Origin of the sequence: Microbacterium sp. IO18, assembly GCF_049099505.1 — a bacterium.
In the GTDB taxonomy this organism is placed as follows: Bacteria; Actinomycetota; Actinomycetes; order Actinomycetales; family Microbacteriaceae; genus Microbacterium; species Microbacterium aurugineum.
The window spans coordinates 410,705-435,266 of record NZ_JBMJAF010000001.1 but is presented as its reverse complement, the minus strand read 5'-3'; the positions used below and the strand labels follow the sequence as shown (position 1 = coordinate 435,266).

General features: G+C 67.5%; 23 protein-coding genes. 3 read left to right on the top strand and 20 right to left on the bottom strand.

The genetic code is table 11. The features are described 5' to 3' along the window. Positions 1-68 precede the first annotated feature (68 nt). The 17 genes from ACLF6J_RS02160 to ACLF6J_RS02080 all read right to left on the bottom strand — a co-directional run bounded on the left by ACLF6J_RS02160 (position 69) and on the right by ACLF6J_RS02080 (position 17,025). Positions 69-2,534, bottom strand: coding sequence for a DEAD/DEAH box helicase (locus tag ACLF6J_RS02160; RefSeq protein ID WP_421076814.1), 2,466 nt, complete (start codon positions 2,532-2,534; stop codon positions 69-71). Further along, the gene (locus tag ACLF6J_RS02155) at positions 2,491-3,027 is read right to left on the bottom strand and encodes a hypothetical protein (RefSeq protein ID WP_421076813.1); all 537 of its coding nucleotides are present in this window, start codon (positions 3,025-3,027) and stop codon (positions 2,491-2,493) included. Before ACLF6J_RS02155 ends, ACLF6J_RS02160 begins: the two co-directional genes overlap by 44 nt. Positions 3,028-3,074: 47 nt before the next feature. Next, positions 3,075-3,485, bottom strand: a complete 411-nt coding sequence (gene nusB / locus ACLF6J_RS02150; protein ID WP_047519514.1) for a transcription antitermination factor NusB — start codon at positions 3,483-3,485, stop codon at positions 3,075-3,077. Positions 3,486-3,488: 3 nt separating this feature from the next. Next, positions 3,489-4,049: an elongation factor P gene (gene efp / locus ACLF6J_RS02145; RefSeq protein WP_047519512.1), complete on the bottom strand. Its 561-nt coding sequence runs from the start codon at positions 4,047-4,049 to the stop codon at positions 3,489-3,491. A 55-nt stretch (positions 4,050-4,104) separates the two neighbouring features. Continuing rightward, the gene (locus ACLF6J_RS02140) at positions 4,105-4,542 is read right to left on the bottom strand and encodes a type II 3-dehydroquinate dehydratase (protein WP_134353739.1); all 438 of its coding nucleotides are present in this window, start codon (positions 4,540-4,542) and stop codon (positions 4,105-4,107) included. Next, entirely contained in the window at positions 4,539-5,627 is a 1,089-nt protein-coding gene (gene aroB / locus ACLF6J_RS02135) for a 3-dehydroquinate synthase (protein WP_134353740.1), read from the bottom strand. Before aroB ends, ACLF6J_RS02140 begins: the two co-directional genes overlap by 4 nt. Continuing rightward, the gene (locus ACLF6J_RS02130) at positions 5,624-6,145 is read right to left on the bottom strand and encodes a shikimate kinase (protein ID WP_134353741.1); all 522 of its coding nucleotides are present in this window, start codon (positions 6,143-6,145) and stop codon (positions 5,624-5,626) included. The genes aroB and ACLF6J_RS02130 overlap by 4 nt, the downstream gene beginning before the upstream one ends. Next, positions 6,129-7,358 carry a chorismate synthase gene (gene aroC, locus ACLF6J_RS02125; RefSeq protein WP_421076812.1) on the bottom strand — a complete coding sequence of 410 codons (1,230 nt, stop codon included), beginning with the start codon at positions 7,356-7,358 and terminating at the stop codon, positions 6,129-6,131. The genes ACLF6J_RS02130 and aroC overlap by 17 nt, the downstream gene beginning before the upstream one ends. Before the next feature lie 57 nt (positions 7,359-7,415). Next, complete coding sequence (locus ACLF6J_RS02120; RefSeq protein WP_134353743.1) at positions 7,416-8,237, bottom strand: shikimate dehydrogenase family protein; 822 nt, start codon at positions 8,235-8,237, stop codon at positions 7,416-7,418. A 71-nt stretch (positions 8,238-8,308) separates the two neighbouring features. After that, a complete protein-coding gene (locus tag ACLF6J_RS02115) occupies positions 8,309-9,349 on the bottom strand; it encodes a hypothetical protein (protein WP_166804723.1) in 1,041 nt (346 codons plus the stop codon). Then, the gene (locus tag ACLF6J_RS02110; protein WP_166804724.1) at positions 9,277-9,726 is read right to left on the bottom strand and encodes a peptidase inhibitor family I36 protein; all 450 of its coding nucleotides are present in this window, start codon (positions 9,724-9,726) and stop codon (positions 9,277-9,279) included. Before ACLF6J_RS02110 ends, ACLF6J_RS02115 begins: the two co-directional genes overlap by 73 nt. A 96-nt stretch (positions 9,727-9,822) precedes the next feature. Then, positions 9,823-11,028 carry an endolytic transglycosylase MltG gene (gene mltG / locus ACLF6J_RS02105; protein ID WP_244093657.1) on the bottom strand — a complete coding sequence of 402 codons (1,206 nt, stop codon included), beginning with the start codon at positions 11,026-11,028 and terminating at the stop codon, positions 9,823-9,825. A 317-nt stretch (positions 11,029-11,345) separates the two neighbouring features. Then, positions 11,346-11,819 (bottom strand): Holliday junction resolvase RuvX, encoded by a 474-nt coding sequence (gene ruvX / locus ACLF6J_RS02100; protein ID WP_047519501.1) that lies wholly within the window; start codon positions 11,817-11,819, stop codon positions 11,346-11,348. Further along, positions 11,816-14,476 carry an alanine--tRNA ligase gene (gene alaS / locus ACLF6J_RS02095; protein WP_134353747.1) on the bottom strand — a complete coding sequence of 887 codons (2,661 nt, stop codon included), beginning with the start codon at positions 14,474-14,476 and terminating at the stop codon, positions 11,816-11,818. The genes ruvX and alaS overlap by 4 nt, the downstream gene beginning before the upstream one ends. Before the next feature lie 55 nt (positions 14,477-14,531). Continuing rightward, complete coding sequence (locus tag ACLF6J_RS02090; RefSeq protein ID WP_017202147.1) at positions 14,532-14,720, bottom strand: hypothetical protein; 189 nt, start codon at positions 14,718-14,720, stop codon at positions 14,532-14,534. 111 nt (positions 14,721-14,831) lie between these two features. Further along, positions 14,832-15,461: a 30S ribosomal protein S4 gene (gene rpsD, locus ACLF6J_RS02085; RefSeq protein ID WP_047519497.1), complete on the bottom strand. Its 630-nt coding sequence runs from the start codon at positions 15,459-15,461 to the stop codon at positions 14,832-14,834. A gap of 181 nt (positions 15,462-15,642) precedes the next feature. Continuing rightward, positions 15,643-17,025, bottom strand: coding sequence for a replication-associated recombination protein A (locus tag ACLF6J_RS02080; protein ID WP_081996884.1), 1,383 nt, complete (start codon positions 17,023-17,025; stop codon positions 15,643-15,645). A gap of 103 nt (positions 17,026-17,128) precedes the next feature. Between ACLF6J_RS02080 and ACLF6J_RS02075 the strand changes: the two genes are divergently transcribed. After that, a complete protein-coding gene (locus ACLF6J_RS02075) occupies positions 17,129-17,431 on the top strand; it encodes a hypothetical protein (protein WP_244093658.1) in 303 nt (100 codons plus the stop codon). A gap of 17 nt (positions 17,432-17,448) precedes the next feature. On the opposite strand, the gene ACLF6J_RS02070 is transcribed toward ACLF6J_RS02075, so the two are convergent. Further along, on the bottom strand, positions 17,449-18,156 hold the full coding sequence (locus ACLF6J_RS02070) for a winged helix-turn-helix domain-containing protein (RefSeq protein ID WP_208526550.1): 708 nt from the start codon (positions 18,154-18,156) through the stop codon (positions 17,449-17,451). Positions 18,157-18,203: 47 nt separating this feature from the next. After that, positions 18,204-20,078, bottom strand: a complete 1,875-nt coding sequence (locus ACLF6J_RS02065) for an NAD(P)/FAD-dependent oxidoreductase (protein WP_166804726.1) — start codon at positions 20,076-20,078, stop codon at positions 18,204-18,206. A gap of 216 nt (positions 20,079-20,294) precedes the next feature. On the opposite strand from ACLF6J_RS02065, the gene ACLF6J_RS02060 reads away from it, so the two are divergent. Both ACLF6J_RS02060 and ACLF6J_RS02055 read left to right on the top strand, forming a co-directional pair. Beyond that, on the top strand, positions 20,295-21,647 hold the full coding sequence (locus tag ACLF6J_RS02060; RefSeq protein WP_208526551.1) for a DUF349 domain-containing protein: 1,353 nt from the start codon (positions 20,295-20,297) through the stop codon (positions 21,645-21,647). A gap of 64 nt (positions 21,648-21,711) precedes the next feature. After that, positions 21,712-22,263, top strand: a complete 552-nt coding sequence (locus tag ACLF6J_RS02055; protein ID WP_131491063.1) for a type IV toxin-antitoxin system AbiEi family antitoxin — start codon at positions 21,712-21,714, stop codon at positions 22,261-22,263. Here ACLF6J_RS02055 and ACLF6J_RS02050 read toward each other — a convergent pair. Next, a complete protein-coding gene (locus ACLF6J_RS02050; protein WP_047519493.1) occupies positions 22,250-24,502 on the bottom strand; it encodes a RelA/SpoT family protein in 2,253 nt (750 codons plus the stop codon). The genes ACLF6J_RS02055 and ACLF6J_RS02050 overlap by 14 nt on opposite strands. Positions 24,503-24,562: the final 60 nt, after the last annotated feature.

Sequence of the window (24,562 nt, the reverse complement as noted above, 5' to 3'; positions counted from 1 at the left end):
AAAGTGAACCGTTCGATTGTACCGAGGGCTCCCTGTGCGGCCGGTCGACCGAGCCGGGAGTATTCATCTCACCCCTCGAACAAGCCGCGGATGTCGTCGGCGGTCAGCGATTGTGCGAACAGCGCTTCCTCATCGAGGACGGCGGTGAACAACCGGGCCTTGCGGCGCTGCAGCTCGAGCACCTTCTCTTCGATGGTCCCGGTGGAGATCATCCGGTAGACGAACACCTGACGGTCCTGTCCGATGCGGTGCGTGCGGTCGATCGCCTGCGCCTCCGCCGCGGGATTCCACCACGGGTCGAGGAGGAACACGTAGTCGGCTTCGGTCAGCGTGAGGCCGAATCCCCCTGCCTTCAAGCTGATCAGGAACACCGGCTGCTCCCCGCCGGTGAATCCGTCGACCACCTTCTGGCGGTGCCTGGTCGTCCCGTCCAGATGGGCGTAGGGGATTCCCGCGGCATCCAGGCGGGCTGCGGCCAGGTCGAGGAAGGACGTGAACTGACTGAACACCAGGGCCCGGTGGCCCTCGGCCTGGAGCTCGATCACCCTCTCGAGGAGGACGTCGAGCTTGCGCGAACCGATCTTCGCGTCTTCCGGGTCGATGAGACCGGGAGCGAGGCTGAGCATGCGCATCAGGGTGAGCGAGCGGAACACGATGAAACGGTTGCGATCGAGGTCTTCGAGTAGGCCCAGCACCTTCTGACGTTCCCGTTGCAGCACCGTCTCGTACAGGGCACGGTGGGAGGCACCGAGCTCGACCTCGAGGATCTGCTCCTGCTTCGCAGGGAGTTCCGGAGCGACGATCTCCTTCGTGCGCCGCAGCAGCAACGGGCGTATCCGTCGTCGCAACTGCGCGAGGCGTCGTTGCCGGTACTCGCCGCCCTCCTCGTTCTCCGGCACCTTGCCCTGCTCGATCGGCTGGATGTACCGCTCGCGGAACTTCCGCGCCGACGGGAAGAGTCCGGGCGCCGTGAGCTTCAACAGTGCCCATAGCTCGCTGAGGCTGTTCTCCATCGGGGTTCCGGTGACGGCGAAGGTCACATCGGCCGAGAAGGAGGCGACGGCGCGGTGCAGCTTCGTCGCGGGGTTCTTGACGAACTGCGCCTCGTCGAGGATGAGCCCCGCCCAATCCACAGCCGCGTACTCGGCCTCGTCGAGCCGGGCGACGGCATAGGTCGTGATCACGAGGTCGGTCTCGCCGAGGTGGTCGACCAACCCGGGACCCTGGGTGCTCGCCCGGAGCAGCACTCGAAGCGAGGGCGTGAATCGAGCGGCCTCGCTCCGCCAGGTGGCCAGCACGGAGGTGGGTACGACGACCAGGAACGGGCGATGCTCCCCCGCCTCCCTGGCGTGTGCGATGAGTGCGAGGAGCTGGAGCGTCTTGCCGAGTCCCATGTCATCGGCGAGGATTCCTCCCAGGCCGTGGTTCCAGAGGAATGCGAGCCAATCCAGCCCCTCCTTCTGGTACGGCCGCAGCGTGGCGTTCACCGCCGGCGGCACCGGAACCGAGGGCACGGAGGAAGCACGACGCAGAGCGTCGGCGGTGGCGCGCCAGGTGACGGCCGGGAGAGCCTCGTCGGCGAGGTCCTCGAACTCCTCCCAGAGGTCTGTCTGATACCGGCTGATCCGAGGACCCGTCTCCCACTCGTCGAGCGCGCCCGCTTCGTCGATGAGCTCACGCAGGTGATCGAGGGCGCGATGGTTCAGCGAGAAGTAACTGCCGTCGACGAGGAGGAGCTTCTTCCGACCGGTGCTCAGCGCCGTGAACAGCGGTTCGAACGGGATCGTGCGCCCATCGATCTTGACCAGAACACCGAGGTCGAACCAGTCCGGATCCGCGCTCTCCACGGTCGACACGGTGATCTCCGATTCGCCCGTCAGCTCGTGATAACTCTTGCGCCGACCCGAGACCACGACCGTGACGCCGTGGGCTTCGAGAGCGGGGACGATCCGGGTGACGAACTCGGCTGCCGCGACGTCGTGGAACGAGCCCGCTGCCTGGAGAGCCTCCCCCAGATGCTCGGTCCAGACGTTCTGAAGCGCGTCCCGGTGCGCCGCCTCCGCCGTGGTGTCGCGCACCGCATGGTCGCTGGCGGCGAACGGAACCCGTCCGAATCCGCGATACTCCCACGCGAAGGTATAGGAGACCGTGTCACCCCGACGGAACGACAGCTCCAGCACGGCATGAGGTGCGGGCAGCGCAGGCAGTTCGACACGGTCTGCGGAGCGCACGGTGATCCGACGCCCGAGCAGCGGATACGCATCCTGGAAGAACGCCGCTTCGTCGCCCGCCGGAACCTCGAGACCCGCCGCGGGACCGATCAGGGTGTGGACGGGCTCGCTGAGCGGTATCTCGGCGAGTGTCACGTGCAGACGCGTGCCGTGCTGCGCGATCTCGTACACGCCGCTGCGACCGATCGCCCGGACGTCCCGGGCCTCGACCTCGCGGCCGTCGATCGTGATGTCGGGGCGCACCACGAGTCCTCCGTCCTCAGCGCGTCCGATCGTCGCGCCGATCGTGGCCTGCTCCGCCACGGCGACGCTCGTGTTCTTCTGCGTGGCGACGAGCGGTATCCCGAGGTCCGCAGCGGCTCGCAGGTGCCCACAGCAGGCCGGATTCGATCAGATCCGCGACCAGCCAGTCACCGGCGGTACCCGACAAGAGAGTGTCCCGGGCGATGCTCAGCAGATCGGCGAACCACCGCGATCGATCCCGCCCGTACTGCGAAGACGAACGCCGCACCGCGTCCCACGTCGCAGACCCCTGCACCCAGGCATCCGTCGCGGCGCTCCGCTCGAGCGGGCGGATCCCGAGAAGGATCTCCCCCGTGCGCTTCGCCACGTCGCGGGCTGTGGCCGTACGCTGCGGCCGCGAGGCCCAGGGGTTCGCCCCGCGTCCGTCGCGCACCCGCAACTCGACACCGAGCGCGAGGGGCGTCTTCGCGTCGTCACGCGAAGGACCGAGGATCGTACGCCAGTCTGCGTACGGCGGCCCCTCGGATCGGGACGGTTCGAACGGAAGAGCCATGCTTCCATCCTCTCCGCCACCGCCGACAGTACGACGCGTCGGACGGGTCAGGCCGCGCGAGCCACCCGGGCGAGGACGCCGTGCACGAAGGCCCCGGAGTCGTCGGTGGAGAACTCCTTCGCGAGTTCGACGGCCTCGTCGATCGCAACCGCAGTCGGCACTTCGTCGTTGTACAGGATCTCCCACACCGCGATCCGGAGCAGCGCGCGATCGACCGCGGGCATGCGCTCCAGCTTCCAGTCCCGACTGTGCGTCGTGATCTGCTCGTCGATCTCGTCACGGGTGTCGATGATGCCGTCGACGATCTCGCGCGCGTAGAGCCACGAGGCCTCGCGTGCGGGCTCACTCGCGGCGCGCTTGGCCTCGGCGGCCAGGGTCACGGCGAGGTCGTCCCCGCGCACATCGGAGGAGAAGAGGATGTCGAGAGCGCGCTTGCGCGCCTTCGTCCGGGCGCTCACGCCTTACTTCTCGCGGCCGAGGTAGTCACCCGTGCGGGTGTCGACCTTGACCTTGGTGCCGGCCTCGACGAACAGCGGCACCTGGATCTCGTAACCGGTCTCGAGCGTGGCGGGCTTGGTGCCTGCCGACGAGCGGTCACCCTGCAGGCCGGGCTCGGTGTAGGTGATCTCCAGGATCACGGAGGCCGGGAGGTCGAGGTACAGGGGGTTGCCGTTGTTCAGGGCGATCGTGACGGCCTGGTTCTCGAGGAGGAAGTTCTTCGCGTCGCCGACCGTGGCGGCCCCGACGGTGATCTGGTCGAAGTCCGTCTGGTCCATGAACACGTAACCGTCGCCGTCCGTGTACAGGTAGGTGTAGTCGCGGCGGTCGACGTTCTCGATCTCGATCTTGGCGCCGGCGTTGTAGGTGCGGTCGACGACCTTCCCCGACACGACGTTCTTCAGCTTGGTGCGCACGAACGCGCCACCCTTGCCGGGCTTCACATGCTGGAACTCGATGACGCTCCAGAGCTGCCCGTCGATGCTGAGGACGACGCCGTTCTTGATGTCTGCGGTAGATGCCATGCGCTGCGAGTTCCGTTCGTGTGTCTGCGGGGTCGGACGAGACCGACAGTCGATTCTACGGGATGAGTGCGGCGAGCTGTCGCACAGCGTCTGCGTAGCCGTCGACGCCACGGCCGGCGACCCGCACGGCCGCCACATCTTCCAGGTAGGAATGGTGGCGGAAGGCCTCACGCGCGAGCACATCGGAGATGTGGACTTCCGCGAACGGCAGCGCCACCCCGGTGAGCGCGTCACGCAGCACCACCGACGTGTGCGTGAGCCCGCCCGGATTGATCACGATCCCGGCGCAATCCTTCCGGGCCGCATGGATCGCGTCGACCAGCACGCCCTCGTGGTTGCTCTGCAGCGCCCGGACCTCGAATCCGACCGCGGCTGCGGCCTCGGTGGTGATCCGCTCCACGTCCGCGAGAGTCGCCGTGCCGTACACGTCGGGCTCGCGGGTACCGAGGAGATTCAGGTTCGGCCCGTTGACCAGGAGGATCCGGCGGCTCACTCCCCGACCTCCTGATAGGCGGCGAACAGCAGCGACTCGTCCGGAGCCTGCAGGACGGTGGGCTTCGCGAGGTCGTCGAGGAGGATGAAGCGCAGCATCCCGCCGCGGCTCTTCTTGTCGCGCTGCATGGTGGCGAGCAACTGTGGCCAAGCCCCCGCACGGTACGAGGTCGGAAGGCCCAGCGACTCCAGGATCGTCCGGTGCCGCTCGGCAGCGGAGTCGGACAGACGACCCGCGAGCCGCGAGAGCTCGGCGGCGTAGAGCATCCCGACCGAGATCGCGGCGCCGTGCCGCCAGCGGTACCGTTCCGCATGCTCGATCGCGTGTCCGAGCGTGTGCCCGTAGTTGAGGACCTCGCGGAGTCCGGCCTCGCGGAAGTCGTCCGAGACGACCTTCGCCTTCATGTCGATCGCCAGTTCGACCGCGCGGCGGAACTCCTCGGATGTCGTGTCGACGGCGCGGAGCGGATCGGCCTCGATGATGTCCAGGATCTCCGGAGCCCAGATGAATCCGGCCTTGACGACCTCGGCGAATCCTGCGGTCGCCTCGTTGGGACTCAGGCTGGCGAGCTCGTCGAGGTCGCCGACCACGGCGCTCGGCGCCCAGAACGCCCCCACGAGGTTCTTGCCCTCCGCGGTGTTGACACCGGTCTTGCCGCCGACCGACGCATCGACGAGGCCCAGTACCGTGGTCGGCACCTGGATCAGCTGCACGCCTCGCAGCCAGGTCGCGGCGACGAACCCGGCGAGGTCGGTCACCGCTCCCCCGCCGTATCCGATGACCGCATCGCTGCGGGTGAAGTCCGCCTGGCCCATCACCTGCCAGCAGAAGGCCGCCACCTCGATCCGTTTGCCCTGCTCGGCATCCGGGATCTCCGCGAGCAGTACCTCGCGCGGACCGTCGGTGGTGTCGGCGAGAAGTCTGTCGCGCAGCTCGGCCGCGCGGGTCGCGAGCGTGGGCGGATGCACCACCAGCACCTTGCGGACGCCCGGCGCGAGCGCGGCGGAGACCCGATCCAGGATTCCGCGTCCGATCGTGATGTCGTAGGCGTCGTTCCCCGTGACGCTGATGGTCGTCGTGCTCATCGCTGTTCTCTCCTCCATGTCACGATGTCATCCGCGATCTTCTGCATCGGACGACGTGAGGTGTCGAAGGTGGTCGAGGCGACCTCGGCGTACCACCCCCGGCGTTCCTCGAAGATCTTCTTCCAGCGCTCCACCGGATCCTCATCCCCTGACAGGAGGGGGCGGTTGCTGCCCCGGAGCCTGTCCGCCACTGCGTCTGTGTTCACCGTCAGAAAGACCACAGGATGCGCTTTCAGGAGTTCGCGGGTGGCCGCCTGCGTGACCGCGCCTCCACCGAGGGAGATCACGCCCCCGTCGGCGAGGGCCCGGGCGACCGCGGCGCGTTCGAGCTCCCGGAAGTGCGCCTCTCCGTACTCGGCGAAGATGCCGGGGATCGGACCGTGTTCCGCCACGATGCGTTTGTCCGTGTCGACGAAAGCGACGCCGAGCCGCCGAGCGACGCGGCGTCCGACGCTGGTCTTGCCTGCGGCCATCGGGCCGACCAGCACCAGCGTCAGCGGATCAGCCGCGCTCGTCATGCGCGATGAGCGCCGCCTCGGACGCCGGTGTCGTCCGCAGCCCTGCAGGGATGCCTTCGAGGTAGCCCTCGAGGTTGCGACGGGTCTCGCGGATGCTGTCGCCACCGAACTTCTCGAGCACGGCGTTCGCGAGCTCCACGGCGACCATCGCCTCGGCGACCACTCCGGCGGCGGGCACAGCGCACACGTCGGAGCGCTGGTGGTGAGCGGTGGCGTCGTCACCCGTGGCGGTGTCGATCGTGCGGAGGGCATGCGGAACGGTCGCGATCGGCTTCATCCCGGCGCGGACGCGCAACACGGTTCCGGTGGACATGCCGCCTTCCGTGCCTCCGGCCCTGTCCGAGCCGCGCGTGATGCCGTCCGCGGTGGCGAAGAGCTCATCGTGGGCGGCCGAACCTCGGCGGCGCGTGGCCTCGAAACCGTCGCCGACCTCGACGCCCTTGATCGCCTGGATGCTCATGAGCGCCTGAGCGAGACGCGCGTCGAGGCGTCGGTCCCAGTGCACGTGGGAGCCGAGTCCCGGAGGAAGACCGTACGCGAGCACCTCGACGATGCCGCCCAGCGTGTCGCCGTCCTTCTTCGCGTCATCGACCTCGGCCACCATCAGAGCGGAGGTCGCGCCGTCGAAACACCGGAGCGGATCGGCATCGAGCGCCTCGACATCGTCGGGCGTGGGGAGCGGAGACCCTTCGGGCACCCGCACCGGGCCGATCGACAGGGTGTGGCTGACCAGTCGGATGCCAAGCTCACCGAGGAACGATCGGGCGATCGCCCCGAGCGCGACACGCGCAGCCGTCTCCCGAGCACTCGCTCGTTCGAGGATCGGACGCGCCTCGTCGAAGTCGTACTTCTGCATGCCCACGAGGTCGGCGTGCCCCGGACGTGGACGGGTGAGGGGCGCGCTGCGCCCACGGGACTTGTCGGTGAGCTCCACGGGCTCGGGGTTCATGACCTCGATCCACTTCGGCCACTCGGTGTTGCCGATGCGCAGAGCGATCGGGCTGCCGAGGCTCTTGCCGTGCCGCACACCGCCGGAGATGGTCAGCGCGTCCTCCTCGAACTTCATGCGCGAGCCACGGCCATAGCCCAGCTTGCGACGAGCGAGATCGGCCTGGATGGCCTCGGAGGACACAGGGACGCCGGAGGGCAGGCCCTCCATGACGGCGATGAGTTCTGGGCCGTGCGATTCGCCGGCCGTGAGCACGCGGAGCATTGCTCCAGTCTCCCACGGGTTGGCCCCCTCGCCGCGCCGCGTTTCGACGCGGCCCGCTCAGAGCGCGGCGCGCATGGCGGAGACGACCTCTGCTTCGGCGGGCAGCGGGAGCGTGGGATCCCCGTGCCGGAAGATCCGGATCTGGCGCACGGCCTGATGCAGCAGCATCCCCAAGCCGGACACCACCGTGCCGTCGCTCCAGCGGGACGCGAGGGCGGAGGGCCAGGGCGCATAGGCAGCATCAAACAAGGCTCCGCCGGTCTCGGCCAACCCCACCGCGGTTTCGACAGGAAGGGCGGTCGCACTGGGCAAGGTCGAGAGGGTCAGATCGACCGTGTCGCGTCCGCCGTCGAGGGAGCGCGCTTCGACCGGAATACCCAAGCGGTCGCCGAGGGCGACGAGTGCCTTCGCCCGCTCCGGGCGTCGAGCCCGCACCTCCACGTGCTTCACCCCGATCTCGGAGGCGGCGACGAGCGCGGACGCGGCAGTGGCGCCGGCACCGATGATGCGCGCCGTCTCCGCAGCGGTGATCCCCGCCTCCGACAGCGCGTCGACGATCCCGCCGACATCGGTGTTGAAACCGGCGGGCGCCGCCCCGAGCACCAGGGTGTTGACGGCGCCCGTGAGCTCTGCGTGGCGATCCCTCGTCGCAGCGGCGCGGTAGCCCTCCCCCTTCAACGGCATGGTCAGCGACAAACCACGCCACGTGTCGTCGAGTCCACCGAGTGCGGCGGTGAAGGCCTCCGCAGAGACCTGACGCAGTCCGTACTCCCAGCTCAGACCGAGGACCCGATACGCGGCGGCATGCAGGTCAGGGGACTTGGAGTGCGCGATCGGGTCCCCCCAGACCGCGAGTCGCACGGAAGCAGGGGACGTCATGCCTGTGTCTTCTCTCGCCTGTGTCTGCTGATGTGCGTCTCTGATGAGAGGGGCACGAAATGGATGTCAGCTCACAGGGTACTTCCTGGCGCAGGGGCCAGCCGACCAAACAGTTCCAGAAGAACCTCCGCGTGGTCGGAACCGGCCTCACGGATGCGATCGAGTTCTACCTTGTTCGCAGTGAGAGCCGTCCGCTCGTTCAGCTCCTGAGCTACGTAGAGTGCCCGCGAGTATCCGCTCGATTCCTGGCACGTTGCGTCGACGACCGCGACTCGCTTCTCCTCGGACGCCGCTGTCCGTGAACGCTCGGCCCCCCAGAGACCGAATCGTGCAGCCCTCGTCTGGTCGCTCAGGACTGAACGCGGATTGTCGACGCCGGGGAGCACATCCTGAACACAAGCCTTCCACTGGACAACGGCTGCGCGCACGCCCTCATCATCATGTGCCGCGTCTAGTGCATCGTTCTTTAAGTTAACGACAAAGTTGTAATCGTCCGCGAACGTCGATGAGGTGTACGAGTACTGCGCACTGCGGAGACAGCTGTCGTAATCGCGCGAGAAGCCGGGTGATGGCGTGTACGTGCTCGCAAACGCGGAGAATGCTTCGAGCGCGTGAGCCCACTGCGGATCTGGCGCTGGAGCGTCGTGGTAGCCCCACTGCTCAGCGATTGTTCGGTCGAATAGCCGGTGGCCGATCTGGTTGAAGTTCGCGGGCCACGAGAAGTCAGACGAACGGCCAGGCACCGGCCACTCATAACCCTCCTGCAAAAGACACTCTCCGACAAGCAGACTTTCTACGTAGTCGTGGAGTTCTGGCTCGAATCGGAGGTAGTCGTCCAGAGGCATCTGCCATTGCCTGAGCGCATCTTCGGTGAACGTTGCCGCCGAAGCCACGGCGACCGCCGGTTCCCGCTCGACGTCATCTGCACAAGAGGTCATCACCACGGTCGTGAAGACCGTCAACCCGGCGAGAAGGAATCGCGCGTGGCGAGGCAGGCTTCCGTCACGCGTGGACACCGCGCGAAATGCCGTCACCAGTGTCAACGACAGGTGGAGGTGCCTGAACTCGAAAGCCGCGACGAGAAGTAGACGGACGACGCGACGTTGTCCCATGCGCCCATCGTCGCCTTTGTCGCGCCTCGAGCCATCCAAAGCGGCGTTCCACCGCCCTTGTAGGCGTCCCGATAGATGTAGAGCGAATCAGTGCGACCATTGTTGACCACCGATGAAACCGTGTTGTCGTAGCCGTACCAGGCCAGGTTGTCGATGCAGTTGGCGAACCGCAGGTTGTCCAGCTGACCGCCTGTGCCGTAGTAACCCCGGAAGGAGTCCAGCCGCCAAAGACAAGCGTCACCGTCGTTGCAGGAGTAAACCGGTGCTGCGTTCGCGGGAGCGGCGACGAGGAACCCGCCGGCGACGGCGAGGGCGATGGCTACGCCCGCCGCGCTCAAACGACGACGAACATTCTTGAAGATGCTGGATTTCGGCACTGAATTCCCCCCGGAGTTAGCTTCGATCACCGACCGACGGCGATTCCTTGCCAAACTATCGGGTCGCAGACGCTCAAGACAAGGGTTCGTCGCACGCTACTCCGCGTAGCAGCCTGCGTCAGGGTTCTCCTTGCACCATGCGTGCAGCTTCTTCTCTGCCTGCTGCTGTTCGGCATAAGTGGCTGAGAACACGGTCTCGCCGGTGCTCAGGTTGACAGTGACGAAGTAGAACCATGGTCCGTCCGCGGGGTTCATCGCCGCATCGATCGCCTTGTCGGTCGCGGTTGCGATCGGTCCCTTCGGGAGCCCCGGGTGGATATAGGTGTTCCAAGGGTTCGGGTCCGTCAGGGCCTTCTCAGACGACCCAGCAGCGCCCGCATGGAGCTCACCCACGCCGTATTGTGCGGTTGAATCCATTTGGAGCAAACCATTGGTCTCGCTGTTCCCTGGAGCCAAGCGGTTCTCAATGACTCGCGAAACCTTCGGGAAGTCATCCGTGCGCCCCTCACGCTGGATGATTGAAGCGATCGTGAGGACGCGCTGCTCATCGCCAGCAGGGACGCCAGCCGCGGCCAACGACTCCCGGGTTCGATCAACCATCCGCTGGATCACCTGTGTGGCGCTAGCCTCTGGATCGAACGTGTACACAGCGGGAAAAAGCCACCCCTCGAGACTGTCAGCATCGACTCCGTAGGCGGTCGGGTCGCTTACGGCAGCTTGGAGGTCTTCCAATGGGATGCCAATGGTCTCCGATACCGACGGAAGGAAATTCTCGATAGTCGCTCCTTCGGGAATCGAGACGGTGTTCTCGAGCTTGTTCGCGTCGTCCCGGAGCGCCGCGAGGGCGGCCTCGGCCGTCATCTTCGTCTGCAGCTTGTACACGCCCGGGTAGAAGATCACGGCGATGTTCTCGTCGACGAGGTAGTCGTAGAAGACACTCTCGGTCTTCGTCACCCCCGCCTCGTACAGTGCGGTCGACACGGGAGAGCCGGTGTCGCCCTCCTTGATCGTGACGAAGGCCTCGCCGGTCGCCAGACCCGGCTCCCAGTCCTTCGAATCGCCCCAGCCCAGCGCGTCACTGATCTTCTCGCCGTAGGTGTTCGCCACCCAGACTCCGGCCGCGGCGATACCGCCGAAGATCACCAGAACGATGATCAGCGCGATCAAGCACCCCTTGCGGCGCTTCTTCTTCGGCGCGGCGTCGATGTGATCGTCATGGGGGACGAAGAGGTCGTCCAGCCCACCGCCGAGCACAGGCTCCTGTGTCGCCGCGGCACCCGAAGGCGACTCGATCCGGGGCACGGCACGGGTGGGGGTGTCCGCGGCATCCGCGGAGGCACGGACCGGAGTCGGCGAGGGCAACCCACCGGCGGCGGCGACGGCGTCGTCCGCAGAAGCGCGAACCGGCACGGGAGAAGCCTCGGCCGGAGTATCGGCACCGGTGACGGGGCGGGACTCCCCCGCGGCCGCTTCTCTGGCCGCCCGACGGGAGCCCGGAACGGGCGCGCTGTTGTCGACCGTGGGAATCTGCGCGGTCGGCTCGGGCAGGTTCTCGAAGAGATCCCCCAGGCGGGAATCTGCGTCGTGCCGCGGCGTTTCGTTGTCGCGTTCGGACATCGTCAGGCGTGCTCCTCGTCAGGCGAGATGACGGCACCGGCCGGGTTTCCGGTGCTCTTCTCCATATCGATCGCCTGCTGCAGAAGCACCACGGCGGCGACCTGATCCACAATGCTACGAGACTTCTTCTGAGATCTCCCGGAACTGCGCAATGCGGCATGCGCCGTCACGGTGCTCAACCGCTCGTCCACGAGCCGCACCGGAGTGCCGCTGCGCCGGCAGAGCTCGGCGGCGAACTCCCGCGCGTCCGTGGTCGACGCGGTATCCGCACCCTGCATGTTGACCGGCAGACCGACCACGAACTCCAACGGGTCGTACTCGCTCGCGATCTGAAGGATCCGGGCGATCGAGGCCTCGTCGCGAGGCACTGTCTCCACGGGGACGGCCAGCATCCCGTCGGGGTCGCAGCGCGCGACACCGACCCGCGCGCGCCCCACGTCGATGCCGAGCCGCACACCGCGGCGGAAAGTGCTCACGCGCCGCGCAGCTCCTGTGCGATGGCTTCGAGCGCCGCCGGCAGAGCCGCCGTGTCGGCGCCGCCACCTTGCGCGACATCATCGCGCCCGCCGCCACCACCGCCGAGCACGCCTGCCGCGCGCTTCGCGAGCGCACCGGCCTTCGCTCCCGCCGAGCGTGCCGCGTCATTGGTCGCGACGACGACGACGGGCCGCCCGCCCACGACCGCGCCGAGTGCCACCACAGCGGCATCTGAGCCGAGCCGATCGCGCACGCCGTTGACGAGGTCTCGCACGTCATCCGCCGATGCGACTTCGCCCAGACTCTGCGCGGCCAGTCGGAACGCACCGACGCGCGTCGCGGCGTCGACGATGGCCGGCACCTGTCCGGCTCTCTCCTTCGCCTCGAACTGCGCGATGCGCTTCTCCGCAGCCTTCAGGCTGGCCGTCAGGTCGGCGATCCGCTCCGGCAGCTGCTCCCGCGGCGTCTTGAGGGAACTCGTCAGCTGCGACACGATCGCCCGCTCAGCCGCGAGCTCACGGAAAGCATCGGCGCCGACGAGAGCTTCGATACGACGGTTGGAGGCGCCCACCGAGGACTCCCCGACCAGGCTGACCAGCCCGATCTCGGCACTGGTGGTCACGTGCGTCCCGGCGCAGAGTTCCCGCGACCACGGCCCACCGATGTCGACCATGCGCACGACGTCGCCGTACTTCTCGCCGAACAGCGCCATGGCGCCGGCTTCCTTGGCCTCGTCGAGCGAGACGATGCGCGTGGTCACTTCCAGGGCGTCCTGCACCGCGCGGTTGGTGATCTCCTCGATCTCGCTGCGCGTATCGATCGAGAGCGCCTGCGACCAGGCGAAGTCGAAGCGCATGTAGCCGGCACGATTCAAAGAACCGGCCTGCGTCGCCGTCGGACCGAGGGTGTCACGGAGCGCGGCGTGCACGAGGTGCGTGGCCGAGTGCGCCTGGCGGGCTGCACGGCGGTTCGCCGCGTCCACCACCGACGTCGCGACGTCGTCGACGGCCACGCTTCCGCGCGTGACTTCGACGGTGTGGCTGATGAGTCCGGGGACCGGCTTCTGAACGTCGAGCACTTCGAGCGCGTAGCCCGGGCCGACGATCGTGCCCTTGTCGGCCACCTGACCACCGGACTCGGCATACAGCGTCGTCTCGGCGAGCACGACCTCGGCGATCTGCCCTTCGGATGCGCTGCGCACAGGCACTCCGTCGACGAGGAGGCCGAGCACGCGGGACTCGACCTCGAGCGCGGTGTATCCGTCGAAACCGGTCTCGCCCAGGGAGCGCAGCTCCCGGTAGACCGATACGTCGGCGAGCTGACGCTTGCGGTTGCGGGCGTCGTCCTTGGCCCGCTGACGCTGCTCCTGCATGAGCGTGTCGAAAGCGGCGCGGTCGACGTCCAGTCCCGCTTCCTCAGCGACTTCGAGCGTGAGGTCGATCGGGAAGCCGTAAGTGTCGTGGAGCAGGAACGCCTCGGGACCGCTGAGCGTCTTCCCCCCGCCCTTCCTGGTCTCGTCGAGGGCGAGATCGAGGATCGTGGAGCCGGCCACGAGGGTCCGGCGGAACGTCTCCTCTTCGGCGAACGCCGACGCGGACAGTACCGCCCAGTCCCTCTCGAGTTCCGGATAGGTCGTCTTCATCACATCGCGCGATGCGGCGAACAGCTCGGGGAACACCGGCTCATCGACGCCGAGCAGTCGCATCGAGCGGACCGTGCGGCGCATCAGACGGCGGAGGATGTACCCACGCCCCTCGTTGGATGGACGCACCCCGTCGGACAGAAGCATGAGGGAGGAACGCACATGGTCGGCGACCACGCGGAATCGCACGTCGTCCTCATGCTGCACACCGTACGGGCGGCCGGAGAGCTCGACGGCGCGATCCAGCACCGGACGCACCTGATCCGACTCGTACATGTTGTCGACGCCCTGCTTGAGGAACGCGACACGCTCGAGTCCCATCCCGGTGTCGATGTTCTTCATCGGCAGCTCGCCGACGATGTCGAACTCCGTCTTGCTGCGGATGTTCTCGATGAAGTCCTGCATGAACACGAGGTTCCAGATCTCCAGGAACCGTGAGTCGTCGACGGCGGGACCGCCGTCCTTCCCGTAGGCCGGCCCGCGGTCGAAGAAGATCTCGGAATCAGGGCCGCCGGGTCCGGGCTGCCCTGTGTTCCAGTAGTTGTCCGCGCGCCCGAGGCGCTGGATACGCTCCGGCTTGAGACCGATGATGTCGCGCCAGATGGCCTCGGCCTCGTCGTCCGTCTCGTAGACGGTGACCCACAGGTCCTTCTCGTCGAAGCCGAGCCCCCCGTCCGACTCGGAACCCGTCAGAAGTTCCCAGGCGTAACGGATCGCGCCTTCTTTGAAGTAGTCGCCGAACGACCAGTTGCCCAGCATCTGGAAGAAGGTGCCGTGACGGGCGGTCCGACCGACCTCTTCGATGTCGTTGGTGCGAATGCACTTCTGCACGTCCGCGATCCGCGGATGCGGCGCAGGGACGACGCCCGTGAGGTACGGGATCATCGGCACCATGCCGGCGACCGTGAACAGCAGCGACGGGTCGTCGCTGACGAGCGAGGCCGAGGGGACGATGAGGTGGTCGTTCTTCTCGAAGTAGTCGAGGTAACGCTGCGCGATCTCCGCAGTTTTCATAGAGTGCCGGGTGTCCTTGCGTGAAGATGCCGCGCCGGGGCGCTGCTGCGGTGGTTCAGTTGTCGCCCGGCTCCGTGAGCCGTGCCTCCTGCTCGCGGTAGGCGTCGCCGAGGATCGCGGTGAATCCGTTGATCCGGGCGTCGACCTCGGCGAGGATGTCGTGACCACGCGGGTCCTTATTCATGAAGTGAGCCGCGACGAAGCCGCCGATCACACCGATCAGGAACCACAGCACGTTCTTCATGTCGTCATCCTTGCCTTTGACCCGCGAAGGCGCGGTGTCACCATCGTATGCGGAAACGACAGGAGGCGTCGGGAATCCCGACGCCTCCTGCCTGATTGCTCTTTCGCTGTATCAGCGAGCTGCGTAGTACTCGACGACGAGCTGCACTTCACAGGTCACGGGGACCTCGGCGCGCTTCGGGCGACGGACAAGACGCGACTGGAGCTTGTCGAGCTCGACCTCGAGGTAGCCGGGAACGGGGGGCAGAACCTCGGCGTGACCGCCGGCTGCTGCCACCTGGAAGGGCTCGGTGCCCTCGCTCTTGGCCTTGACGTGGATGAGCTGACCCGGCTTCACGCGGAAGGACGGGCGGTCGACGAGCTGGCCGTCGACGAGGATGTGACGGTGCACGACGAGCTGACGAGCCTGCGCGGTGGTGCGGGCGAAGCCCGAACGCAGAACCAGAGCGTCGAGACGCATCTCGAGGAGCTCGACCAGGTTCTCACCGGTCAGGCCGTCGTGACGACGGGCCTCGTTGAACGTGTTGCGCATCTGCTTCTCGCGGATGCCGTACTGCTCGCGAAGACGCTGCTTCTCACGCAGACGGACGGCGTAGTCGCTGTCTGCCTTGCGCTTGGTGCGGCCGTGCTCGCCGGGAGCGTAGGGACGCTTCTCGAGGTAGCGGGCGGCCTTCGGGGTGAGCGGGATACCGAGGGCACGGCTCAGACGAACCTTGCGACGGTCCTGGGACTTCGTGGTCACGAAGCTTTCCTTCCGATGACGTGGTCGCGTCTTTCACGACTCACGGACGTATCGTCCGCGTTCTGCCTTGGAGCGCACGCCGGGGCGCCAGCAAGGTGGGGTGTGAACGAGGAGATGCCCGAAAACTCGGTTTCGAGCCGCTCAAGTCTAACAGATCGCGGTTCCGCAACTGCGTGGTGGCTCAGCGGTCGCCGAGGATACGGCGGATGCGCTCGAGCCGCGCGGCGATGTCACGCTCGGCACCGAGGTTCTTCGGCTCGTAGTAGTGCTTGCCGTCGAGCTCGTCGGGCAGGTATTGCTGCGGCACCACGCCGTACTCGCTGTCGTGGGAGTACACATATCCCTTGCCGTGTCCGAGACGCTTCGCTCCCGGATAGTGGGCATCGCGCAGGTGCAGCGGCACCCGTCCGAACCCGCCGGAGCGGATGTCGGCGATCGCCGCGTCGATGCCCACGTAGGCCGCATTGGACTTCGCCGTGGTCGCGAGATACACCGTCGCCTCAGCGAGCGGGATGCGTCCCTCCGGCATGCCGATGAAGGCGACCGCATCTGCCGCCGCGACGGCGATGCCGAGAGCTTGGGGATCGGCGAGGCCCACGTCTTCCGAGGCCGAGATGACAAGACGTCGAGCGATGAAGCGGGGGTCCTCCCCTGCTTCGATCATGCGCGCGAGGTAGTGGAGTGCGGCATCGGGGTCGGATCCTCTGATCGACTTGATGAACGCACTGATGACGTCGTAGTGCTCGTCACCCTGACGGTCGTATCGCAGCAGAGCCTTGTCGACGGCTTGCGCGATGTGGTCGGCGGTGATCTCCGCGGCACCCGACGACGCATGCGCCGCTGCGGCCCCGTCGTCCGACTCGTCCTCTTCGCCGGTGTCGGCCGCGTGCGAGACGGCGACCGCCGCGCCTGCTTCGAGACCGGTGAGGGCACGCCGAGCATCCCCCGACGCGAGCCGGATCAAGGATGCACGCGCTTCGGGGCTCAGGACCACGGCGCCGTTCAGCCCCCGCGCGTCCGTCACCGCACGATCGACGAGCACCCCGATGTCCTCATCGGTGAGGGGCTGGAGCGTGAGCAGCAAGGAGCGCGACAGCAGCGGCGAGATCACCGAGAAGGAGGGGTTCTCGGTCGTCGCCGCGATCAGGATGACCCAACCGTTCTCGACACCGGGAAGCAGCGCGTCCTGCTGCGCCTTGGTGAAGCGGTGGATCTCGTCGAGGAAGAGGATCGTCGTCTGCCCGTAGAGATCGCGCTGCGTGATCGCTTCCTGCATCACCTCGCGGACGTCCTTCACACCAGCGGTGATCGCCGAGAGCTCGACGAAGCGGCGCCCTGAGGACCGTGCGATCGCCTGAGCGAGCGTGGTCTTGCCCGTGCCCGGTGGGCCCCACAGGATCATCGACACGGCACCCGGGGAGGTCGCCTGCGGGTCGGCGAGGGCGACGATCGGAGAACCGGCTCGCAGAAGATGACGCTGTCCCGCGACCTCATCGAGGGAGACCGGGCGCATGCGCACGGCGAGGGGCGTCTGCCCGGAGAGCAGCGCGGCGGGGGACGTCATCCATCCAGGCTACCGGCGGGCTCGGACACTTCGGGCGACCGCGCGCATCCCGGTAGGCTCTCAGGCGACGTCGTGTCATGGCGTCGGGATGGGAGATCGAGGCATGGCCGCACGCGGTTCCAAGAAGGCACAGTCGCGCACGTCAGCCGAGCGCGCACGGCTGCACGCCGCCCGCACGCAGTGGCACGAGGGCCAGATCCGTCGTCGCGTCCGGGACAACACGATCGCCGCGATCGCCGCGAGCCTCATCATCGTCGCCGCGATCGGCAGCCAGGTCGTGCATGCACAGGTCACCGCACCCGAGCCTGATCCCACGCCCGCTCCCACCGTGGAACCGACGACCCCTCCCACGGACGCCCCGTCGGAGACCCCCACGCCGCTCCCCTCCGACACTCCGGCCGGATAGCAGGTTCCGCGACCTGATCACTGCTCGGTGACGGCCAAGCGATAGCCGCGCTTGACGACGGTCTGCACCAGATCGATACCGTCGAGCGACTCGCGAAGGCGCGCCACGGCGACCTCCACCGCCCGGCCGCTGCGTTCCCCACCCGGGAGACCTCGGCCGAGCTCGGCGCGCGAGAGGACCCGACCACCTGCGAGGAACAGCGCTTCCATGACGCCCGTGGCCCCACGAGACAGGGGGATGAACCGCTCGTCGACGACGACACCACCGCTGCGCACCTCGAGGCGGCCCGCGTCGGTGACCAGCGCTGCCGTACCGCTGTCGTAGTGCGCGACCACCCCCCGGGCGAGTGCCGTGACGCTGGATCCCTCCGTGCGCATCACGGTGAGACGGGCGATGCCCAGACGGTCCGCATCCTCCCGGTGGAGCGCTCCGAGAAGCAACCTCCCCGAATCCGATCTTCGGCGGATCGCCTCGAGCGCTCCTGTGCTCTCGGCCGTCTCGAGCCAGGGCGCCGTGGGGGCCAGGAACAGCACGGCGTCGATCCCGCCTCTCGCTGCACGTTGGACGACGCTCCGCAGGGCGGCGGACGTCCGTGCACCCCCTCGTGGCACCGTGACGCGGAACACCGCCGCCCCCGCGTCCGTCAACACCCCGGTGAGACCTTCCGATCGTCCGTCGGCGACACCGTCGCGCGGGGACTCCGCAGCTCTCGCATCATCCGACACGATGATCCTGCATCCCGCGAGCGGCGGGCGTCGACCGGTCGCCGGGGTCATGAGGCAGGACTCCCCACCCGACGAAGCGGCACTCGGCGGGCGCTCCCCTCGCCCGCGCGAGCTTTCCCCGGCTTCCCCTGATGCGGCAGGCCCTTCTCCTGCACGTCCGATGCCACTCGCGGATCGTCCAGGCGCGGCAGATCCTCGGCGACGAGGAGCACCGCTTGTTCGCCGGCGCCGGACGCCGACGCGAGTCCCGCCGCAGCCAGACCGGCACGCACGGACCGCAGGTGCTCGGTCCGCACTCCCCGCAACTCGATCCTCGCGTCCGCGATCCGTGCTCGCAATCCGTACCGTTCGGCGAGCTCCCCGATGGCCAGCAGCTCCTTCGGGGTGAGCGTATCGTCGCGCATCACCGGAGAGACGACGTGCGTTCCGTCCGCCAGGACCCGGCTGTGGCCCTCCCTCTGCGCCTCGGGCGCCGCCGTCGCATGCCGGAGATCCCGCTGGACGGCGATCTGCAGGAGAACTCGAGCGATCGCCAGTGTGCATCGCCGACAGCCACGTGCGAAGCCGAAACGGTCGCGGATCGACGTGAACGTCACCTCGACGGCTCCGCTCACGGTAGCGAGGAGGTCCTGCGCGCTCAGGGTGGCGTGATCGCAGATCTCCACCGCATCCGCGCCACCGACCGCCGAGAGCAGGCGTGCGGCGTGAGCGGGCCGCCACGCTTCTCCGACCAGAGCCCGGAGCGCCGCATACCCACTCGTGTCGCCGACCAGGATCCCTCCGACCACCGTGCGTCCGTCGTCGGAGACCACGAGCTTGCGATAGATCCCCGCCTGGGGATCATCGTGCGTGACGATCTCGACCGCGGACGTCGGCGAGGCGAGCGGATCGCCGAACGTCGCGATGTCGACCCCGGCGACCGCGACGTTCCCGCCTTCGAGGTCGCGAGGGAGACGTGCGTCCCTGCCTCGAACGTGCGCTGCGGCGACGTCAGCCGTGACCCGCACCGCGCCGACGTACCCGGGGCCTCGTCCTTCGAGGCGCGCCACCTCTCCGATCGCGAGGATGCTCGGAACCGAGGTCTCACCTCGTTCGTCGACGAGCACGCCCCCTTCAGGATGCACACCGAGACCGGCGTTGCGGGCGAGCTCATCGCGGGCACGCACCCCGACGGTGAACACCACCACGTCGGCGCGTTGGAACGAGCCGTCCTGAAACTCCAGCGAGGCGACCGAGCCCGACTCGTCCGGATCGAGTCGCGTCGTGCGGACGCCCGTGCGCACCGGGATGCCTCGTTTTCGGAAGACGCCCTGCACCACGGCTGAGGCCGACCGATCGAGTTGGCGGGGCATCACGCGGTCCGAGAACTCGATCACCGTCGTGTCGACCCCCAGCTCGTTCAACGCCTCGGCGGCCTGAAGACCGTGCAACCCCGCACCGACCACGGTCCCGCGCAAGGGACGCCCGAGTTCCCGGGACCTCGACCCCACGAACGCTCGGATCGCCTCGACGTCTTCGACGGTGCGGAACCCGAAGCACCCGGGCAGGTTCGCGCCATCCACGGCGACCTTCGCGCCGAAGGAACCGGTCGCCAGCACGAGCGTGTCGTAGGTGTAGGTGCGCCGTGCTCGCGTCCGCACCGTGTGTCCCGAAGGGTCGATCCGGAGAACCCGGTCGTCGCGGATCAGCCGAACCCGGTCGTCGCGGAACACGCTTCGCTCGAGTTGGATCTCCTCCGCACCGACACCCGAGAACACGCGTACCAGCGCCGAGCGGTCGTACGGGCCCGATCCTTCGTCACCGATAACGGTCACCCGCACCGGCGCATCGGGATCGCGGAGCAGCTGTTCGACGAACCGATGGGCTGCGACACCCGCTCCGACGACCAGGATCTCGCTCGCCGCGGGTGCCGTGCCGTTCATCGTGCTCCTGTCGACCGGAAGACTGTCGTCCTGGTGACGATAGGAGCGTCGTGTTTCCCGGAGGTGACGCCGAATGTTTCCTCCGTCGAACTTTCTGCTCACAGAACGGTAACGACCCGGCATCAGGAACCACGGCCTCACCCCCGGTGCTCGGGCGTACTAGGCTGAGCCTCGTCCTTTCCGCCTCCCGCGGCCCTACCGCGCAAGGAGAATCACGTGTCTGCCACCGAGCCTTCGAAGCCGACTCCCCCCGTCCCCGGACCGCCCGCCGTGCCGATGCCGCGAAAGGCGCCGACGCCGGCCGCCGTCGCGCCCGTCGCCTCGGTGCCGGCCGCATCATCGACATCCGCCGAATGGGGCCGCGTCTCCGACGACGGAACCGTCGAGGTCCGCGAAGGCGACACCTGGCGCGTCGTCGGACAGTACCCCGACGGCACACCGGAGGAGGCTCTCGCCTACTTCGTGCGCAAGTTCGACGACATCGCGTTCAAGGTGCACACGCTCGAACAGCGTCATCAGGCCGGTGGCGCATCGGCCGCCGACCTCGTCAAGCAGGCGGGTCACCTGATCGATGAAGCGACGGATGCCGCCGCGGTCGGCGACCTCGAAGGACTCCGCGACCGCCTGAACGCCCTCACCTCTTCACTGTCCGAGGCCACCGAGCAGGAGGCGCAGCAGGCCAAGGCGCTCGTCGACCAGGCGATCGCCGAGCGCACCGCCCTGGTGGAGAAGGCGGAGGCGATCGCCGCCCGCGATCTCAGCAAGGTGCAGTGGAAGCAGGTGACCGCCGAGCTCGGGGAACTGTTCGACGCTTGGCAGGCCCAGCAGCAGAACGGCCCTCGTCTGTCGAAGGGCGTTTCGCAGCAGCTGTGGAAGCGTTTCCGAGACGCACGCGCCGTGGTCGACAAGCAGCGCCGGGCCTTCTACTCGGAGCTCGACGATGCACACAAGCTCGCTCGCGACGCGAAGACACGTCTTGTCGAGCGCGCCGAGGCTCTCGCCCCGCGCGGAACGGACGGCATTCCGGCGTACCGCACTCTGCTCGACGAGTGGAAGGCCGCCGGACGCGCAGGACGTAAGGCGGACGACGCACTCTGGGCCCGATTCAAGGCTGCAGGCGACGCCCTGTATGCCGCCCGCGCGGAACAGTCCGCCGCCGAGGAAGCCGAGTCCGCGCCGAAGATCGAAGCACGCGAAGCTCTCCTCGAAGAGGCCAAAGCTGTCGCTGACGAGTCGAACATCAAGCGCGCTCGCGCCCTTCTCACGCGTATCCAGCGGCAGTGGGATGAGATCGGTCGTATCTTCCCCCGCGAGAAGGAGCGTGCTCTCGACGACAAGCTCCGCACCATCGAGCAGGCGCTCAAGGCCCGCGAGGACGTCGACTGGAAGAAGAACAACCCCGAGACCAAGGCGCGCGCGAACGACATGAGCTCGCAGCTGCTCGAGGCCATCGAGAAGCTCGAGGCCGAGGTGGCCGCAGCCGAGAAGGCCGGTGACAAGAAGGCCGCGAAGGAAGCGACGGACGCCCTCGAGGCTCGTCGCGCCTGGCTGAGCGCTCTCGGGGGCTGATCGGTTTCTCCACAGTTCTCCGCGCCCACGGCGCAGGCGGGGTGCAAGACGACAGACTGACGTCATGCACCCCGCTTTCCTCTACCTACCCGGCGAACGTCTGAGCGAGAGCGAGCTCAGCGCCGCACGGATCGACGGCCATGTCGTCGAGGTGGGTGACGCCTACATCCCGGCCGACCTGGTCGCAGGACCCGACGTCCGCGCGAGCTCGGTGGCCGCACTCGTCCAGCCGGGCACGGCTGCCTGCACGCAGACGGCCGCATGGATCCACGGCGCCGGAGACGCTCCCCCGGTCGTTCATCATGTGAGGCGCTGTATCGAACGTCGGATCCGACCGATCACGAGTGCGCGCCTGGTCTTCCACGACACCGTGCTGCCTGACGCCGATGTCGAGCTGATCGGCGGCGTTCCGGTCTCGACACCGGGGCGCACGATGCTCGACCTCGCCACGACGCTCCATCGCGACCCCCGCGTCCTGGTCTGGATGGACCGACTCGCGGTCGCGGCCCCCGGCACCGCGGAGCTGGCTGTCGCCGCTCTACGCGACCTGCGGAGGGTACCGGGGAGCCGTGTCGGGCTGGCCGCGCTGGAGCGACTCGCGCTCAGGAGGAGGTGACGCGATAAACGTCGTAGACGGCGTCGATACGTCGGACGGCGTTGAGCACGCGGTCCAGGTGCACCGCGTCACCCATCTCGAACACGAAGCGGCTGAGTGCCAACCGCTCGTCCGTCGTCGTCACCGTGGCGGAGAGGATGTTGACGTGGTGTTCGCTGAGGACACGCGTCACGTCGGAGAGGAGCCCCGACCGGTCGAGAGCCTCGACCTGGATCTGGACGCGGAACACGCTCTTCGTGGTCGGAGCCCAGGACACCTCGACGAAACGATCCTGCTCGGATTCCAACGCCTTCACGTTCACGCAGTCCGCCCGGTGGACCGACACTCCGCTGCCGCGAGTGACGAAGCCGACGATCTGGTCACCGGGCACCGGGGTGCAGCACTTCGCGAGCTTCACGAGGATGTCGTTGGCCCCCCGGACGAGCACGCCCGAGTCACCGGAACGCGGCTCCCGGCTCGGTACGCTGCCCGGCAGGTCGATGGCACCGGTCGTCGGGTCGTTCGCCGCCACCAGGGCGGTGACCTTCTCCAGGACCGACTGCGTCGAGACATGACCCTCACCGACGGCGGCGTAGAGCGCGGAGACGTCTTCGTAGTGCATCCCCCGAGCCACCTCGGCGAAAGAGTCGTGGCTCATCAGACGCTGCAGCGGCAGGTTCTGTCGACGCATCGCCCGTGCGATGGCCTCCTTGCCCTGCTCGATCGCTTCCTCGCGGCGCTCTTTCGTGAACCAGCCACGGATCTTGTTGCGGGCGCGCGTGCTCGCGACGAAGCCGAGCCAATCCTGGCTGGGGCCGGCGTCGGGGTTCTTCGACGTGAAGACCTCGACGACGTCGCCGCTCTTGAGCTCGGACTCCAGCGGCACGAGTCGGCCGTTGACCTTGGCCCCCATGGTGCGGTGGCCGATCTCGGTGTGGACGGCGTACGCGAAGTCGACCGGAGTGGCACCGGACGGGAGACCGATCACGCGCCCCTTCGGTGTGAAGACGTACACCTCCTTCGCGCCGATCTCGAAACGCAGGGACTCGAGGAACTCGCCCGGGTCGGCGGTCTCCGCCTGCCAGTCCGAGATGTGGGCGAGCCACGCCATGTCGGTGTCGGAGGCACGCACCTCAGTCTTGCCGCCGCCGTTCATCCGCTCCTTGTACATCCAGTGCGCGGCCACTCCGTACTCGGCCTGCTGGTGCATCTCGTGAGTGCGGATCTGGATCTCGACGGTTCGGCCCGACGGACCGATCACCGTCGTGTGGAGCGACTGGTACAGGTTGAACTTCGGCGTGGCGATGTAGTCCTTGAACCGCCCGGGCAGCGGTGTCCACCGTGCGTGGATCGCGCCGAGGACCGCATAGCAGTCGCGCACGGAGGCGACGAGCACGCGGATTCCGATCAGATCGTAGATGTCGTCGAACTCCCGCCCGCGGATGACCATCTTCTGGTACACCGAGTAGAGCTGCTTCGGACGGCCGACGACCTTGCCGCGGATCCGGAGGTCGCGCAGGTCTTCGTCGATCTCCTCGACGACCTGGTTCAGGTACTTCTCCCGCTGAGGCGTGCGCTGGGCGATGAGACTGTGGATCTCGTTGTAGATCTTCGGGTGCAGGACCGCGAAGGAGAGATCCTCCAGTTCCGACTTGATCGCCTGGATACCGAGTCGATTCGCCAGCGGCGCGTAGATCTCGAGGGTCTCCTTGGCCTTCTTCGCCGCCTTCTCCGGCGGGACGAAGCCCCAGGTGCGCGCGTTGTGCAGGCGGTCGGCGAGCTTGATCAGCAGGACGCGGATGTCTTTCGACATCGCCACGATCATCTTGCGGACGGTCTCCGCCTGGGCGCTCTCACCGTACTTGACCTTGTCGAGCTTGGTGACGCCGTCGACGAGCATCGCGACCTCGTCGCCGAACTCGGCAGTCAGATCAGTGAGGGCATAGCCCGTGTCCTCGACCGTGTCGTGCAGAAGGGCGGCCGCGATCGCTCGGGGACCGAGACCGAGCTCCGCGAGGATCTGAGCGACCGCGAGAGGGTGGGTGATGTACGGTTCACCGCTCTGACGCTTCTGCCCCTCGTGCTTCTCCTTGGCGACGGCATAGGCCCGCTCGATGACCGAGAAGTCGCCCTTGGGGTGGTTCACACGCACCGTACGGATCAGATTGTCGAGGTCGTTGATCCTCGACGCGCGGGAGAAGATCCGGGGAACCAGTCGTCGCAGACTAGAACCCTGCGTCGACGTCTGCGGTTCCGCCATCAACCCACCTCCCGATCAGTTCATCCTACGCGTGCTGTGCGGGCCGAGCTCCCGCTGCGG

What these genes read in the sequence shown, in the direction of transcription:
- efp (WP_047519512.1), bottom strand. Translation starts at nt 4,049, where the DNA reads ATGGCATCTACCGCAGACATCAAGAACGGCGTCGTCCTCAGCATCGAC.
- ACLF6J_RS02050 (WP_047519493.1), bottom strand. Translation starts at nt 24,502, where the DNA reads ATGGCGGAACCGCAGACGTCGACGCAGGGTTCTAGTCTGCGACGACTG.
- ACLF6J_RS02075 (WP_244093658.1), top strand. Translation starts at nt 17,129, where the DNA reads ATGGCCGCACGCGGTTCCAAGAAGGCACAGTCGCGCACGTCAGCCGAG.
- ACLF6J_RS02155 (WP_421076813.1), bottom strand. Translation starts at nt 3,027, where the DNA reads ATGGCTCTTCCGTTCGAACCGTCCCGATCCGAGGGGCCGCCGTACGCA.
- aroB (WP_134353740.1), bottom strand. Translation starts at nt 5,627, where the DNA reads ATGAGCACGACGACCATCAGCGTCACGGGGAACGACGCCTACGACATC.
- alaS (WP_134353747.1), bottom strand. Translation starts at nt 14,476, where the DNA reads ATGAAAACTGCGGAGATCGCGCAGCGTTACCTCGACTACTTCGAGAAG.
- ACLF6J_RS02065 (WP_166804726.1), bottom strand. Translation starts at nt 20,078, where the DNA reads ATGAACGGCACGGCACCCGCGGCGAGCGAGATCCTGGTCGTCGGAGCG.
- ACLF6J_RS02080 (WP_081996884.1), bottom strand. Translation starts at nt 17,025, where the DNA reads ATGACGTCCCCCGCCGCGCTGCTCTCCGGGCAGACGCCCCTCGCCGTG.
- ACLF6J_RS02115 (WP_166804723.1), bottom strand. Translation starts at nt 9,349, where the DNA reads ATGGGACAACGTCGCGTCGTCCGTCTACTTCTCGTCGCGGCTTTCGAG.
- aroC (WP_421076812.1), bottom strand. Translation starts at nt 7,358, where the DNA reads ATGCTCCGCGTGCTCACGGCCGGCGAATCGCACGGCCCAGAACTCATC.
- ACLF6J_RS02090 (WP_017202147.1), bottom strand. Translation starts at nt 14,720, where the DNA reads ATGAAGAACGTGCTGTGGTTCCTGATCGGTGTGATCGGCGGCTTCGTC.
- ACLF6J_RS02130 (WP_134353741.1), bottom strand. Translation starts at nt 6,145, where the DNA reads ATGACGAGCGCGGCTGATCCGCTGACGCTGGTGCTGGTCGGCCCGATG.
- ACLF6J_RS02055 (WP_131491063.1), top strand. Translation starts at nt 21,712, where the DNA reads ATGCACCCCGCTTTCCTCTACCTACCCGGCGAACGTCTGAGCGAGAGC.
- ACLF6J_RS02120 (WP_134353743.1), bottom strand. Translation starts at nt 8,237, where the DNA reads ATGACGTCCCCTGCTTCCGTGCGACTCGCGGTCTGGGGGGACCCGATC.